14 protein-coding genes are annotated in these 14,392 nt (G+C 68.4%); 7 read left to right on the forward strand and 7 right to left on the reverse strand.

What is annotated here, in order from left to right:
* Both recA and B9S58_RS27725 read left to right on the forward strand, forming a co-directional pair.
* A partial coding sequence (gene recA / locus B9S58_RS27720; RefSeq protein ID WP_103534756.1) for a recombinase RecA occupies positions 1-1,019 on the forward strand: 1,019 nt, incomplete at its 5' end.
* Positions 1,020-1,262: 243 nt separating this feature from the next.
* Positions 1,263-1,778, forward strand: a complete 516-nt coding sequence (locus tag B9S58_RS27725; protein WP_308457933.1) for a YrhB domain-containing protein — start codon at positions 1,263-1,265, stop codon at positions 1,776-1,778.
* Between the two features lie 252 nt (positions 1,779-2,030).
* On the opposite strand, the gene B9S58_RS27730 is transcribed toward B9S58_RS27725, so the two are convergent.
* Both B9S58_RS27730 and B9S58_RS27735 read right to left on the reverse strand, forming a co-directional pair.
* On the reverse strand, positions 2,031-2,927 hold the full coding sequence (locus tag B9S58_RS27730) for an alpha/beta fold hydrolase (protein ID WP_219818924.1): 897 nt from the start codon (positions 2,925-2,927) through the stop codon (positions 2,031-2,033).
* Positions 2,924-4,339: a carotenoid oxygenase family protein gene (locus B9S58_RS27735; RefSeq protein ID WP_146063577.1), complete on the reverse strand. Its 1,416-nt coding sequence runs from the start codon at positions 4,337-4,339 to the stop codon at positions 2,924-2,926. Before B9S58_RS27735 ends, B9S58_RS27730 begins: the two co-directional genes overlap by 4 nt.
* Before the next feature lie 134 nt (positions 4,340-4,473).
* Between B9S58_RS27735 and B9S58_RS27740 the strand changes: the two genes are divergently transcribed.
* Entirely contained in the window at positions 4,474-5,124 is a 651-nt protein-coding gene (locus B9S58_RS27740) for a TetR/AcrR family transcriptional regulator (protein WP_258045103.1), read from the forward strand.
* Between the two features lie 55 nt (positions 5,125-5,179).
* On the opposite strand, the gene B9S58_RS27745 is transcribed toward B9S58_RS27740, so the two are convergent.
* Positions 5,180-5,590 carry a Fur family transcriptional regulator gene (locus B9S58_RS27745; RefSeq protein ID WP_103534759.1) on the reverse strand — a complete coding sequence of 137 codons (411 nt, stop codon included), beginning with the start codon at positions 5,588-5,590 and terminating at the stop codon, positions 5,180-5,182.
* Positions 5,591-5,970: 380 nt separating this feature from the next.
* Between B9S58_RS27745 and katG the strand changes: the two genes are divergently transcribed.
* On the forward strand, positions 5,971-8,226 hold the full coding sequence (gene katG, locus B9S58_RS27750; RefSeq protein WP_103534760.1) for a catalase/peroxidase HPI: 2,256 nt from the start codon (positions 5,971-5,973) through the stop codon (positions 8,224-8,226).
* Between the two features lie 225 nt (positions 8,227-8,451).
* Here katG and B9S58_RS39520 read toward each other — a convergent pair whose 3' ends face one another.
* From B9S58_RS39520 to B9S58_RS27770, 4 genes are all read right to left on the reverse strand, one after another.
* Positions 8,452-8,871: a hypothetical protein gene (locus B9S58_RS39520; RefSeq protein ID WP_258045104.1), complete on the reverse strand. Its 420-nt coding sequence runs from the start codon at positions 8,869-8,871 to the stop codon at positions 8,452-8,454.
* 248 nt (positions 8,872-9,119) lie between these two features.
* Positions 9,120-9,953, reverse strand: a complete 834-nt coding sequence (locus tag B9S58_RS27760) for a PIG-L family deacetylase (protein ID WP_103534761.1) — start codon at positions 9,951-9,953, stop codon at positions 9,120-9,122.
* 519 nt (positions 9,954-10,472) lie between these two features.
* A complete protein-coding gene (locus B9S58_RS27765) occupies positions 10,473-10,883 on the reverse strand; it encodes an FKBP-type peptidyl-prolyl cis-trans isomerase (protein ID WP_103534767.1) in 411 nt (136 codons plus the stop codon).
* A gap of 382 nt (positions 10,884-11,265) precedes the next feature.
* Positions 11,266-12,012, reverse strand: coding sequence for a phosphotransferase family protein (locus B9S58_RS27770; RefSeq protein WP_103534762.1), 747 nt, complete (start codon positions 12,010-12,012; stop codon positions 11,266-11,268).
* A 570-nt stretch (positions 12,013-12,582) separates the two neighbouring features.
* On the opposite strand from B9S58_RS27770, the gene B9S58_RS27775 reads away from it, so the two are divergent.
* The 3 genes from B9S58_RS27775 (at position 12,583) to B9S58_RS27785 (ending at position 14,379) form a co-directional block, all read left to right on the forward strand.
* Entirely contained in the window at positions 12,583-12,972 is a 390-nt protein-coding gene (locus B9S58_RS27775; protein ID WP_103534763.1) for a signal peptidase I, read from the forward strand.
* Between the two features lie 220 nt (positions 12,973-13,192).
* A complete protein-coding gene (locus B9S58_RS27780) occupies positions 13,193-13,483 on the forward strand; it encodes a transposase (RefSeq protein ID WP_103534764.1) in 291 nt (96 codons plus the stop codon).
* On the forward strand, positions 13,450-14,379 hold the full coding sequence (locus B9S58_RS27785) for an IS3 family transposase (protein WP_103534765.1): 930 nt from the start codon (positions 13,450-13,452) through the stop codon (positions 14,377-14,379). Before B9S58_RS27780 ends, B9S58_RS27785 begins: the two co-directional genes overlap by 34 nt.
* Positions 14,380-14,392: the final 13 nt, after the last annotated feature.

Genomic DNA, 14,392 nt, shown 5'->3' on the forward strand with positions numbered 1-14,392 from the left:
AGTTCGGCAAGGGTGCGGTGATGCGCCTCGGTGAGCGGCCGAACGAGCCCATCGAGGTCATCCCCACGGGATCGACCGCCCTCGACGTCGCCCTCGGGGTCGGCGGTCTGCCGCGCGGCCGTGTGGTGGAGGTGTACGGGCCGGAGTCCTCCGGTAAGACGACGCTCACGCTGCACGCCGTGGCGAACGCGCAGAAGCTCGGTGGTTCGGTGGCGTTCATCGACGCCGAGCACGCGCTGGACCCGGAGTACGCGAAGAAGCTCGGCGTCGACATCGACAGCCTCATCCTGTCCCAGCCGGACAACGGTGAGCAGGCGCTGGAGATCGTCGACATGCTGGTGCGCTCCGGCGCCCTGGACCTGATCGTCATCGACTCCGTGGCGGCCCTGGTGCCACGCGCCGAGATCGAGGGCGAGATGGGCGACTCGCACGTGGGTCTCCAGGCCCGCCTGATGAGCCAGGCGCTCCGCAAGATCACCAGTGCGCTCAACCAGTCCAAGACCACCGCGATCTTCATCAACCAGCTCCGCGAGAAGATCGGCGTGATGTTCGGTTCGCCGGAGACCACGACCGGTGGCCGGGCGCTGAAGTTCTACGCCTCGGTGCGTCTGGACATCCGGCGGATCGAGACGCTGAAGGACGGGACCGACGCGGTCGGCAACCGTACCCGCGTCAAGGTCGTCAAGAACAAGGTCGCGCCGCCGTTCAAGCAGGCGGAGTTCGACATCCTCTACGGCCAGGGCATCAGCCGCGAGGGCGGACTGATCGACATGGGCGTGGAGCACGGCTTCGTCCGCAAGGCCGGCGCCTGGTACACGTACGAGGGCGACCAGCTCGGCCAGGGCAAGGAGAACGCCCGCAACTTCCTCAAGGACAACCCCGACCTCGCCAACGAGATCGAGAAGAAGATCCTGGAGAAGCTCGGAATCGGGGTATCGGCGAAGGCAGCGGTCCCCGAGGACACCGACACCGCCCCGGTTCCCGGTGCCGCCGGGACCTCGGCGGGCATCTCGGCCTGACAGGCCGCTCGTGCGCGGCCTGGAGACAGCGGCCGGACAGGACGCCATGGTCCCCCACGGGCGACCGTCACCGACAGCACGCGCGTCTCCGCAGATCAACGTGTCCGGCCGCCCGAATCGGTGGACAACCGGTGTGAGGACCCGAGCCAACCAGCCAGCCGTTGTCACGACGACAGGCGTTGCGACTGCGTGCAGACCGGAAACGTGCTGGCCGGCATCTGATCCGTGGTGGATGCTGCACACGTGATCGAGCGAGTGACCGCGGTGTGCATCGTCGAGGAAGAGCTGGACCGCGAGAACCAGAAGTGGACCGCTCCGGGCGTGGACCCGCTGCGCACCACAGTGCTGCACGCAGAGGAACACGAGCTGGTCTGGAAGGTCTACTGGCAGTCCGAGGAATACGCCCGTACCCGGAACCCCCAGGCCATGCTGATCGGCCACGGCCCCTACCTGGTCGACCGCATCGACGGCGGGCTGCACCGCATTGGAGTCGTCTCCGAGAGAACAGGAGCCTGGGAGGCTGACTACCGCACGCGCATCCGCGGGTTGGCCATCCGGACCTCTGTGGACGATCTGCACGATGAGATACGCGATGCCGCCGCCGTGCGTGGGCGCGCATGCCAGCAGTTCGCATCCTGCGCCGGAGACTGCCGATGCTGTCTCCGGCGCAGGCCCTCGAATACGTGCGTGCGCTGCTGCACGCCGAGGCCCCGGCCCGCCTGGTGTCGATCGCCGTTGAACAACTCATCGAACCCATGAACCCAGTGCTCGCCGTACGGACCATCCGTCAGGGCAAGCTCGGCCAGCAATTCTGACCTACGACGGTTGGCTTCTCCACTGGGAAGCCTGTCAACGGTCTCGCCGGCCGGTGTGAGCACGGTGACCCGTGCCCTGGCCCGCCGCGACGGCAGGCCCGTCCTTCGTCGGTGCCGCGGCAATCGTTTCCGTGGACACCGCCCGCCGCCTGACGCCGGCCGACACGACCGACCGCGGAGCAGCACCCGATACGTTCTACGGTCTCCCTTCCGGTCCCAGGAGCCGGCTCGAAAGGTGGATGTGGAGGAGTTCCGCCACTTCGGGAGCGGCCTGCTCCGGGATCCAGTGCCCGATTCCGGTCAGGGTGTGGCAGGTGTACGGGCCGGTCACGAACCCGCGTGTGTGCTCGCCGCCTGTCCGGCCCAGGGCCGGGTCGCTGTCGCTGTTGATGAACAGGGTCGGGACGGTGACCTTGGTCAGCTGGCTCGGTGTGCTGAAGGGCATCGCCCGGTACCAGTTGAGGGCAGGGGTGAGAGCGCCCGAGGCCACCAGGGACTCCATGTCCCGGGAAAGATTGGCCGCGGTCTGCCCGGCCGCCATCCGCTCCATAACGCGTGGCGCTGCGGATGGATCGAAGCGACGTATCAACAGCTCTGGTATCCAAGGCAGTTGGAAGGCGAACATGTACCAGGACATCAGAAACTGGCGGCTGGTGAAGAGGGCCCGCATGAAGGCGGCGGGGTGCGGAACGGAGAGGGCGGTCAGGGTCGCCACCACGTCCGGCCGGGAGGCGGCCAGCGTCCAGGCGACCGCGGCGCCCCAGTCGTGCCCGACGACGTGCACCTTGCGGCCGGGGGGTTCGGCCGCCTCGATGAGGGCGACGACATCCTTGGTGAGCTGGGACATCCGATAGGAGAACCTGCCGCGCGGCCGGGCCCGGGGTGAGTATCCTCGCTGGTCCGGCGCCAGCGTGCGGTATCCCGACGCGTGCAGCCGCGGTGCGAGCAGGTCCCAGGAGCTCGCCGTCTGGGGAAACCCGTGCAGGAGCACGACGATCTCTCCGTCGAGCGGCCCCTGGTCCACGACGTCGAAGACCAGACCGTCGCGTCCGAACGATGTGAGTCGCCCGTCGACGCCGCGCCGGGCCGTCACTGGTGGACCCACTGGCCGTGGAAGGTGAAGCCGAGGCTTTCGGGGACGGGGAGGGTGCATACGGGGCCGTCGGCGACGGATTGAGCGTTGAAGACGACGATGTTCGTGCTCCCTGCGGTGAGTTGGGCCTCGTACGCGACGAGCCAGCCCTGCTCGTCGAGCCGCTTGCGGTCGCGGGGGACGAAGAGGGGCTCGCTGACGAGATGACCTGGGCCGTAGTCGTGGACGTCGGCCTCGCCGAGCTCGGTGTCGTACCGTGCGACCGCTGTGAACGCGACGCCCGACGCGGGAGTGCCGATGGTCGCGCCGTAGACGTTGCGGTGGGCGGTGGTGGAGCGGCGTGGGTCGATGGTGGGCCACTCCGTGGGCAGTCCGTTGAGCTGGTGGTCCTCGACCTTGCCGGAGGCGTTGACGCGGTATCGCCAGAGCCGGCCGACGGGGAGGCAGGACGGGTCGGTGAGGTGGCTCATGCTGGAGATGGCCTCGTGCATGACGGTCCACGACCGGAAGCGGACCAGATCGAAGACGATGTCGTCGCCGTCGTCGTACGCGCCGGCGAAGTGCCACTGGAACCACGGATCCGCCTCGACGACACGGAACGGACCTCCGGCGCGGGGAACGAGCAGGATGCGGGTGGCCTCCTCACCGTGCCAGCGCATCGCCTCGAAGGCGGGGACCCGGCCGGACGCGACGGCGGGCAGGTCGAGGATGACGGGTCCGAGGCAGAACACCAGGTGGGTGGCGGTCATGGCGAAGTCGTGGACCATGAAGCGGCGGGGCAGCGTGATGGAGCGCTGCTTCTCGGTCGGCCCGCCCCGCTCGGTCCGGTAGATGTTCAGCCGGGGGCGCGGGCCGTAGACGCAGCCGAAGTTCCATGTCTCGGCGGTCTCGGGGTCCCAGCACGGGTGGGCCGAGTACGGACTGCCGAGGCGGCGGCCGAGGAGACCCGACGGCGCCGGCGAACGGTCGAGGTCGCAGCGGCCGAGAGTCTCCAGGGTGCCGGGTTCCAGCTCCCAGGGCATGTCGCCCTCCCAGAGCGCCAGCAGCCGGCCGTCGATCATCGCAACCGAGGTGCTGACCTGGGAGGCGGCCGGGCGCAGCAGCAGGTTGCGGAGCCGGCCGCCCGCGGCGTTGGCCCCGGCCAGCCGGACCGGAGGCGCGCCCGCCCCGGGGGCGTCCAGGGACGCCTGGTAGGAGGGGGTCCGGACATAGCGGGAGCGGACGCGCACCGGGCCGCCCGGGGTGAACGTCACGGCACTGACCAGGCCGTCGCCATCGATGGCGTAGTCCGACAGATGATTGCCCGCACCGTTGCGGTAGAGGGTGCCGGCCAGGCCTTGGGGGACGGCACCCTGACTTGGGCGCAGTTCGGCGTCTACCTCTTGGGCCCAGCCGCCGCGACGCAGGTCCATGAACACTCCAATGTAATCAACGAATACATTCGTGTAATCGCTGATTACATGCACCTTCGGGCCGCGTGTCAAGGTGTGGTACGACTGAGTGCATGAACACCCGGGTGGCCGGCCGGCCTTATCACCACGGATCCTTGCCGGAGACGCTGGTCGCGCATGCCGTCCAACTGCTGGACGAGGCGGGCACCGAGGCGGTGACCGTCCGCGAGGTGGCCCGTAGGGCGGGCGTCTCCCCCGGGGCTCCTTTCAGGCACTTCCCCGACCGGGCCGCCTTGCTGGCCTCGGTCGCCGAGGCAGTCGCAGTGGACTTCGGCGTGACCCAGATGGAAGCGGTCGCCTCGGCCACCTCCGTCCCGTTCCGGGCCCTGGGCACCGCATTCGTGCAGTACGCGCTGGCTCACCCACATCGGTTCGCGCTCCTGCGCGGCGCCCTCTTCGGCGCGGATCGAACGCCCGCCCTGGAGGAGGGGTATCGCGCCTTCACTCAGAGTGTCACCGATCTGATCATCGCCGGGCAGCAACGCGGCGAGCTACGGCAAGCCGATCCCGAGCTGATCAGGATCGCCGCTCAAGCGCTGACGTACGGCCTCTCCCAGATGTTCGTCGACAACTACCTCGACGCCTCACGGGCCGACATGCTGATCAACCAGGTCGTCGACCTGTTCGGCCTGGGCGTCCTCGCACCCGAGAGCGAACTGCGCCTCCAGCGGCTCGACGGTGACTGCGGCACTTCCGCCGAACGGCGCTCCCCGGCCGCCTCCCCGCCCTCGCGGAACCGCCCATGACCGGTCTCGCCAAGGACGCGGTACGCGCCGGAGCGAGTCGCGGATCCCGCCGCGGTCAGGTGCAGGCGGGGCACAAGCCGCGGTAAGTGATCTCCACCGAGCAAACGGCGAACCCGAATCGCTCGGCCTCGGGCAGATCGCCGAGGGCATTGCCGGCCGGGTGGACGTCACGGACCGTGCCGCAACCGGCGCACACCAGGTGCTGGTGGGGACGGCGCGCGTTCGGGTCGTAGCGCTTGGCCCGGCCCACGCCGGAGACCTCCAGCACCTCGCCGAGCGCGACGAGTTCCCCCAGCGTGTTGTAGACGGTCGCGCGGGAGATCTCGGGCAGTCGCGCGGCGGCCCGCAGATGCACCTCTTCCGCCGTCAGGTGCACGTGGTCACCGTCGAGGACCTCCGCGACGACGCGCCGCTGCGAGGTCATCCGCCAGCCGCGGCCCCGCAGCCGTTGAAGGAGGTCGCTCATCCCGTCTCACCTGCTCCGCTTCGCCGGGGACGCGCGGCCCCGGAAGGATCCGATGACGCCGCGCCTCATTCATTATCGTTTTAGCGCACTTCTTGACTTGGACGAAGTCCATCGTAGGATCGATCCCGGCGACATCCAAGAGACAGGAAGACTCCGGTACGGCAGCAGAGACACGTGACGGGACTCCGCAGGTCGACCACGCAGCGCCGGCCGAGCACCGTCCTCGTCGCACCCGCCCGGGACCGTCCGGTCCGGTGGTCCGTAAGGCGTTCGGGCGGCCTGCGGCGAGAACCCGGCACACAGCGTGCCCCATCTGCACGGCCTGAATCCTCCTCCCCCGTTCAGCGCCCCCACGACCCGCCGGGTCCGGAAGGATTGCCATGACCGAGAACCACGAGTCGCATGTCTTTGATCCCGTCACCCCGGATTCGCCCGAGACGGCCGTCCCCGAGGTGCCCGAGGCGCAAGCGATCGGCTGCCCCGTGGCACACGGCCGCGCGGCGCACCCCACACAGGGCGGCGGGAACCGCCAGTGGTGGCCGGACCGCCTCAACCTGAAGATCCTTGCCAAGAACCCCGCCGTGGCGAACCCGCTCGGAGCGGACTTCGACTACGCGGCCGCGTTCCAGGGGCTCGATCTGCCCACCGTTAAGCGGGACATCGCCGAGGTGCTCACCACGTCGCAGGACTGGTGGCCGGCCGACTTCGGCAACTACGGACCGCTGATGATCCGGATGGCCTGGCACAGCGCCGGCACGTACCGCATCAGCGACGGCCGCGGTGGCGCGGGCGCCGGTCAGCAGCGCTTCGCCCCGCTGAACAGCTGGCCGGACAACGGCAACCTGGACAAGGCCCGCCGTCTGCTGTGGCCGGTCAAGAAGAAGTACGGCCAGGCGCTGTCCTGGGCCGACCTGCTGATCCTCACCGGCAACGTCGCCCTGGAGACCATGGGCCTGAAGACCTTCGGCTTCGCCGGTGGCCGCGAGGACGTCTGGGAGTCGGAGGAGGACGTCTACTGGGGCCCGGAGACCACCTGGCTCGACGACGAGCGCTACACCGGCGACCGTGAGCTGGAGAACCCGCTCGGCGCGGTCCAGATGGGCCTGATCTACGTCAATCCCGAGGGCCCCAACGGCAACCCGGACCCGGTCGCGGCCGCCCGCGACATCCGCGAGACCTTCCGCCGGATGGCGATGAACGACGAGGAGACCGTCGCCCTCATCGCCGGTGGCCACACCTTCGGCAAGACGCACGGCGCGGGCCCGGCCGAGAGCGTCGGCGCGGACCCCGAGGGAGCTCCGATGGAGGAGCAGGGCCTGGGCTGGCGCAGCTCGTACGGAACGGGCAAGGGCGGGGACGCCATCACCAGTGGCCTGGAGGTGACCTGGACCAGCACCCCGACCACGTGGGGCAACGAGTTCTTCCACAATCTCTTCGCCTACGAGTACGAACTGACCAAGTCCCCGGCCGGTGCGCACCAGTGGGTCGCCAAGGACGCGGAGGCGACCATCCCGGACGCGCACGACGCGTCGAAGAAGCACAAGCCGCAGATGCTCACCACCGACCTGTCGCTGCGCTTCGACCCGGCCTACGAGCAGATCTCACGCCGCTTCCACGAGAACCCGGACGCGTTCGCGGACGCCTTCGCACGCGCCTGGTACAAGCTGACGCACCGCGACATGGGACCGATCCAGCGCTACCTGGGCGCCGAGGTGCCCTCGGAGGTGCTGCTGTGGCAGGACCCGCTGCCCGCGCGCACCGGTGAGCTGCTGGACGCCGCGGAGGTCACCGCGCTCAAGGAGCAGGTGCTCGCCACGGACCTGACGGTGGCGCAGCTGGTCTCGGCCGCCTGGGCTTCGGCCGGGTCCTTCCGCGGCAGCGACAAGCGCGGCGGCGCCAACGGTGCCCGGATCCGTCTGGAGCCGCAGCGCGGCTGGGAGGCGAACGACCCGGACGAGCTGGCCCAGGTCCTGCGCGCGCTGGAAGGTGTCCAGGAATCCTTCAACGCCAAGGGCGGCAAGCAGGTCTCGCTGGCCGACCTGATCGTTCTCGCGGGCAACGCGGCCGTCGAACAGGCGGCCAAGGACGCCGGCGTCGAGGTACAGGTGCCGTTCACCGCGGGCCGGGTCGACGCCACCCAGGACCAGACGGACATCGAGTCCTTCGCCGCCCTGGAACCCGCGTACGACGGTTTCCGCAACTACGCAGGCAAGAGCAGCCGTCTGCCCGCCGAGTACCTGCTGCTCGACCGGGCCAACCTGCTGACGCTGAGCGCCCCGGAGACCACCGTCCTGCTCGGCGGCCTGCGCGTGCTGGGCGCCAACACCGGCGGCTCCCAGCACGGCGTCCTCACCGACCGCCCGGGCACGCTGACCAACGACTTCTTCGTGAACCTGCTCGACCTGGGCATCACCTGGAAGTCGACGTCGTCGGCACAGGACGAGTTCGAGGCCCGCGACGCAACCGGCCGGGTCAAGTGGACCGGCACCCGCGCCGACCTGGTCTTCGGCTCCAACTCCGAACTCCGCGCCCTCGCCGAGGTCTACGCGAGCGACGACGCACAACAGAAGTTCGTGACGGACTTCGTCGCCGCCTGGAGCAAGGTCATGGACCTCGACCGCTTCGACCTGAACTGACCGCGCCCGGCCACATCCGCTCCACCCGGTAACCGGCACACTCCGGCCGTGGGGTCGGTGCGCACACGCACCGACCCCACCTTGCCCGCCCCACCCGCGAGTCCGAGGCAGTACGAGTCCCGTGCCGGTGCGGCCTTTCGTCACCGATCGCGGGATCGGGCCCGGGCTCAAAGGCACGGATGCGCGCTTCGAGCGACGGGCGTTGCTCCACGGGAACGAGGACGATCACAGATGGCCAGGACACCCGTTTGCCTCCACGGGACAGCGGGCGAGCGCTCCCTTCGGTTCACCCGACCCGGCGGTCGCGCCCCTGAACCGGGACTGAACCGCCCTTGAACCGACCCCGAAGCGCCCCCGCCCTCGCACGGTCAGCCAGCCCCGCCGCGCCGCCTGCACCCGGCCTGGAACCGGGCCTCCGTATTCAGGGGCCTGCATCAGACGGGTGATGCGTCGGCGGACCGTGTGCGCGTGGATGTCGAGGCGCCGGGCCATCGCCTCGCCCTTCAGGCCGGAGACGAGCATGGTCAGCAGTTCCCGGTCCTCGTCCGTGATTTGGTCGTGCCTGACGGACCCGATGGAGACGGCCCGCGCCCAGACCGACTCGAAGAGCGGCACCAGCGCGTTACTCAGGAGTGAGTCGCTCACCACCAGGACGGCGGCGTCGGGTCCGCCGCGTCGGTCGGCGGCAGCAGGGTCACCCGTCGGTCCACCGTGATCAGTTTCGTCGGCAGATCCCTGCGGTGTCCGGACGACCGCGTATACCGCCCCGGCGATGCCGTTCGCCAGCAGGAACGCATCCTGCCGTACCGCCTGATGACCCGCGGCACCCCCTGAGCCCGCCCCGAGGGCCGTGGGAACGGGATGCACTTTCCCACGGCCCGGCCGGACGCGGATCAGCGGAGTCCGGCGAAGAGATCGTTCTCGGGTACGGCCGCGCCGGTGGCGTCCTTGACACGTACGAAGGTCTCCATGCCCATCAACTCGCCGAACCTCTCCCTTCCCATCCTGAGGAAGAAGATGTTCTCGCCCTGACTGGCATGCGCGGCCAGCGCATCGAACTTCTGACCGCTGAACGCGGTGGTGTCCACCCACGTGGTGATTTCATCGTCGGGGAGGCCGATCTCGGCCATCGCGGCGGCCTCGGCAGGATCCGGCTCCGGCACGTCCTCCTGAAACTCGCGCATCGTCTCGCCGAACCGCTGCATCGTCGAACGGGGCATCGTCGTCCAGTACACCTTCGGTGTCAGCGTGGTCATCTCCAGCGCCGCCATCGTGATGCGGTGGGTCTGGATGTGGTCGGGGTGACCGTAGAAGCCGTTCTCGTCGTAGGTGACGACCACATCGGGCCGGTAGTACCGCATGAGTTCCGCCAGCCGGGCGGCTCCCTTCTCCACAGGGGTCTGCCAGAAGGATCCGGGAGCATCGTTACCGGGCCAGCCGATCATCCCGGAGTCCGCATAGTCCAGCATCTCCAGATCGCTGACTTTCAGGACGTCACAGCTCGCCCGGAGTTCCTGAAGGCGTATCGCGGCGACAGCCGCCGGATCGTGCCCGGGGTCGCCCGGCTTGACACCCCCCGGTCCGTCCCCACAACCGCCGTCTGTACACGTCACGAGAACCGTGCGGATGCCTTCCGCCGCGTACCGCGCGAGGACCCCTCCGGTTCCCGTGGCCTCGTCATCGGGGTGGGCGTGCACCGCCATGAGGGTCAAAGGCCTGTCAGTCATCAAAGGGTCCTCCCGCAGAGATACGTTGTGGTCCGGATTCGCGGCGGGCATGCCGCGACTCCAGGGCTCGAATCCTCACGGGGCGGGTGGCCCCGCGCTCTCCGTGCCCCCGCCCGTGCGGCGCCGGTCCCTCGGTCGATGCAACCGTTCCGACCGGGCCGCCTGTTCCCGACGCAGGCAGTCCGGATCGGCCGGCGGTCGACGCCGTCGTACTTCCGCGCCGCCCGTACCTCGGTTTCGCCGAGCTCGATCTGGCCCGTTCAATGCGGGCCCGCTCCGATGCATCGCACATCCGGTCCGGTCGGCGGGGGCTGCGCCCATGTGCTGCGGGCTGCGAGGAAACGGCCACACCCGCCGGCCACTGTCCCGGGGCAGCGGGTAGCGGCCGTTTCGCGGTCCTGACCAGGGCGACCAGGTAGGGGGCGTCCTGCTGTGACCGCGTGTTCTTCCGGAGCCGCAATCCGTTTCAGGGAGCGGGCGGAAGCGACAGGCACCGTCGGCTCCTCAGGAACACCACGTTCAGGCCAAGCCGGGCCTCGCTCCGGTGGGCCCGCCCGCAACTGTGAACAGGTCCACGACGAAGATCAGCGTCGAGCCCGGCGGGATCAACGGAGAGGGCGACTGATCGCCGTAACCGAGGCGCGGGGGAACGATGATCTCGCGCCGGCCGCCGACCTTCATCCCCCTCACCCCCCGGTCCCAGCCTTTGATGGCCCTGCCACCGCCCACGGCGAACTTGAACGGCCGCCCGCCCTCCCAGGAGGAGCCGAACTCACTTCCGGACGCGAACGTGACCCCTACATAGTGAACCTGGACGACCCTGCCCGGCTGTGCCTCCGCGCCATCCCCGACCACGAGGTCACGGATCGTCAGCTCGGTGGGCGCGGCACCCTCCGAAACCTCAATCCCGGGCTTCGTCAGCTCGCTCATCACGCTCCCATCGCTCGCCACCGGAATTCCTCGCACGGGCCGGGAAATCCATTGCCATGTCCCGAGATCATTTGACATATCATCAGATCGCGGGATCTCCCCATGCACCCCAGAGCCTACTCACCCAAACCGCCATCAGTATGCGCTCCACCTGCACCGATGCACTAAATCACCGGCATTGCAGCTCACACAGGCATTCTCCCTCTCCACGTTCGCCGCTCTGGGCAACCCGGCATCGCGGGCGACCTGTGGCAGGAGGGTTCATCCGCGCCTTTGCCGCGCCAGCGCCACGTGTCCAGCGTGCCGCTGATGCCCGGCAGAGCGACCACGCGCCGTCGTCCACCACGCCCAAGGGGCGGCCAGGCATCGGGACCGCGTGGCCTCACACCCGGGATCTCAGCACGTCGACCTCACAGCCCGGCGCGAACGGGTCGAAGCCGTGCTCGGTCAGCCAGCGAACTGCCAGCAGGCTTCGCAACGACCACCACGCGTGGATCACGTCGAGGTTGATGTCGGTGCCATAGCCGGCGAGGACGTCGTCGAGGTGCTCCTCGTGTCCGAGCGTGAAGGTGGCGAGGTCGTACAGAGCATCACCCTGGCCAGCCTCGGACCAGTCGATAATCCCCGTCACCCTGTCGCCGTCGACGAAGACGTGCGCGATCTGCAGGTCGCCGTGCGTGAACGCCGGAGTCCACGGCCGGAGCGCGGCCTCGGCGACCCGGCGGTTACAGGTGACCAGGTCGGCGGGCAGGAGGCCGTTCGCCACGAGCAACTCGCACTCGTCGTCGAGTTCCGCCGCCAGCGCGACGTCGCTCTGGCCGGCCCGGACGGGCCGGGGCGGCAGCGGCGCTTCGTGCAGCTGCCGGATGGCGGCGCCCGCCGCGGCCCACGCCGCCGGCGACCCGGTTGACGGCCCGCCGAGGCGCCCAAGCGTCGTCCCCGCAAGTGCGGCGATCGCGAGTACGTGCGGCTTGCGCCACAGGACCTCCGGCGTCGGGACCGGCGCGAGGGACATCGTCGCGAACTCGACGTCGATACGCGCCTGATCGGCGTCCACCTTCAGGAACACGTCGCCGACACGCAGGGTCGCCCGCTCGGAATGGGCGACGACGATTTTGACCTCGTCCATGGGCGAACAGTATCCCGGAGGTGATCGCCGACGTCGCCTGGACCAGCGCACACGATGACGCAGCTGATCACATCCCGCTACCTGACAGCCTCGTGCGCAAAGCCAACCCTCGGTCAGGTCGAGCCCACTACTTTCGTCAGAAGTCCTCACAAGCGAACACCGTTGCAGGTCAGCACGAGTACGCATCCGCTTCGATCCCTTCCTGACTTCTGGCATGTCCGGGCGTGAGCGCGAGGGGAAGGCCGACTGCCCGGCCTTCCTCGGTGCACAGCCTGACCTCACGGGCGAGCAGGCCGCCGACGACGACAAGTGCGGCCCGGCGTTGACTGCGGCGGACGGCTCGTCATGGGCGACGCCCACCTGGGCTCACAGGACACCCCGGTCCGCGGCGGGCCGCGGTGAAGCACGGCCGTCCGGGCTCGCTGTGACGCGTAGGAGAGCAAGTTGTCGGCGAATGGCCGCCCCGGCGCGTACGCCACCCAAGGTGGCAGTGACGCGTGGGGAGGTCGGACATGGGCGGATGCCGGTCCGCTCCGACGAGGGAGCAAGCCACTGCTAGCGTTGCGAAGCGTGGATGACAGCGTGTACGTGGGCAACGCCGGCAAGGACGCGGCTCTGGACCGGGGGTGGCTTCTCGGGCACTTCAAGGACGTGGACGATCCGCGCCACAGCCGGGCCGTGGAGATCAAGTGGGGTGTCCACCCCCGCGGCGACGAGCGAGCACAGTGGGTCGAGGACGAGAGACGGGCAGCACTCCTGGTCCTCATCAGCGGGCGCTTCAGGGTCGACTTCCCCGGCCACAGCGTTCTTCTGGAAGAGCAAGGTGACTACGTCGTGTGGGGACGGGATATCGGTCACTCGTGGTTCGCCGAGGAAGAGTCCGTGCTGCTGACCGTTCGCTGGCCGTCCGTGCCCGGATACGCGGTGCCGGAGAGGAAGCGGGGCCGGCTGCCGAGCTGAGGCCTCCCGTTTGGATCATGCCGGACCCCACGAGCCCGGCATGATCCAAACGAAAGACCCCAGCGCCGTGTGGCACCGCCCGCCTCGAACCCGCCTGCGGCCGCCCGGTGCGATCACCGTCGGCAACCGCGAATGGTCGCCTCGCTCCAGGTGAGGGGCCCCGAAGATCCCGGACAGGGACCCAATAGGGTTGCCCTGAACAGGAAACGAGGAAGTAGGAGTGGCACCACCCAGTAAGTATTCACCGGAGTTCCGCGAGGAAGCTGTACAGATCGCTCTCCGGTCCAGCAAGACCATCTCCGAGACAGCTCGTGAGCTCGAAATCAATCCGGAGACCCTCCGAGGCTGGGTGAAGAAGCACCAGAAACAGCATGAGCCGGCTGCCGATGCGGAACTGTCGTTGAGCGAACGGGCTCGCCTTAAGGAACTCGAACGACGCATTCGCGAAGTCGAGATGGAGAACGTCTTCCTGAAAAAATGCGCGGCGTACTTCGCGAAGGATCCCCGGTAGCAAGCAAGTACGAGTTCATCGATGAGATGCGGCTCGACACGGTGGAGTACGCATATAGCGTCGAGTTCATGTGCGATCACCTCGACGTGTCCAGATCCGGCTACTACAGCTGGCGCGGCCGCCCGGAATCCGCGACGGCCCAGCGGCGCGACAATGTGAAGCTGCTCATCCGTAAGGCATTCGACGATGCTGACAGCACGTACGGCTACCGGCGCGTCCACGCCCAGCTGCACCGCTGGGGCCATACCGCGGGCCTGGAGCTGGTCCGCCGGCTCATGCGCGAGCTGGGCCTTGAGCCCTGCCAGCCGAAGCCGAAGCCGAAACGCTTCGGCCTCACCCAGCACGCACCCGGCCCGGTACCGGATCTCGTCGGCCGGAACTTCACTGCCGACGCGCCGGGAGTGAAACTTGTCGATGATATCACCTACATTTCGACCGGAGAGGGGTGGCTGTATCTGGCGACCGTCATCGACTGCTGCACCAAGGAAGTCATCGGGTACGCGATGGGCGACCACTATCAAACCCCTCTCATATCCCGGGCCATCCGCAATGCGGCACGGAACAGAAAGTTCACGCCAGGTGCAATATTCCACTCCGATCGTGGAAGTAACTACATGTCAGCCGAGTTCGGGAAGACGCTGGGTCAGCTCGGGCTCCGCAAATCAGCCGGCCGCACCGGAATCTGTTTCGACAACGCCATGGCCGAGTCGTTCTTCAGTGTCCTGAAGAACGAACGTGTATCACGGATGACTTACCTGACCCGCGAGGCAGCCCGGCAGGACATCACCCGCTACATCGAATTCTGGTACAATCACAAACGCCTTCACTCGGCAGTTGGCTACCGTCCTCCGCGCGAAGTACACGCCGAGCATCAGAAGTTGCGAATCGCCGCGTGAAATCAACGGCCGA

This window comes from Streptomyces sp. SM11 (genome assembly GCF_002910905.1).
Lineage (GTDB): Bacteria > Actinomycetota > Actinomycetes > Streptomycetales > Streptomycetaceae > Streptomyces.

Coding starts and splice junctions, on each gene's coding strand:
- B9S58_RS27735 (WP_146063577.1), bottom strand. CDS start 4,339: ATGGACCTGCGTCGCGGCGGCTGGGCCCAAGAGGTAGACGCCGAACTG.
- B9S58_RS27745 (WP_103534759.1), bottom strand. CDS start 5,590: ATGAGCGACCTCCTTCAACGGCTGCGGGGCCGCGGCTGGCGGATGACC.
- katG (WP_103534760.1), top strand. CDS start 5,971: ATGACCGAGAACCACGAGTCGCATGTCTTTGATCCCGTCACCCCGGAT.
- B9S58_RS27760 (WP_103534761.1), bottom strand. CDS start 9,953: ATGACTGACAGGCCTTTGACCCTCATGGCGGTGCACGCCCACCCCGAT.
- B9S58_RS27765 (WP_103534767.1), bottom strand. CDS start 10,883: ATGAGCGAGCTGACGAAGCCCGGGATTGAGGTTTCGGAGGGTGCCGCG.
- B9S58_RS27770 (WP_103534762.1), bottom strand. CDS start 12,012: ATGGACGAGGTCAAAATCGTCGTCGCCCATTCCGAGCGGGCGACCCTG.
- B9S58_RS27785 (WP_103534765.1), top strand. CDS start 13,450: ATGCGCGGCGTACTTCGCGAAGGATCCCCGGTAGCAAGCAAGTACGAG.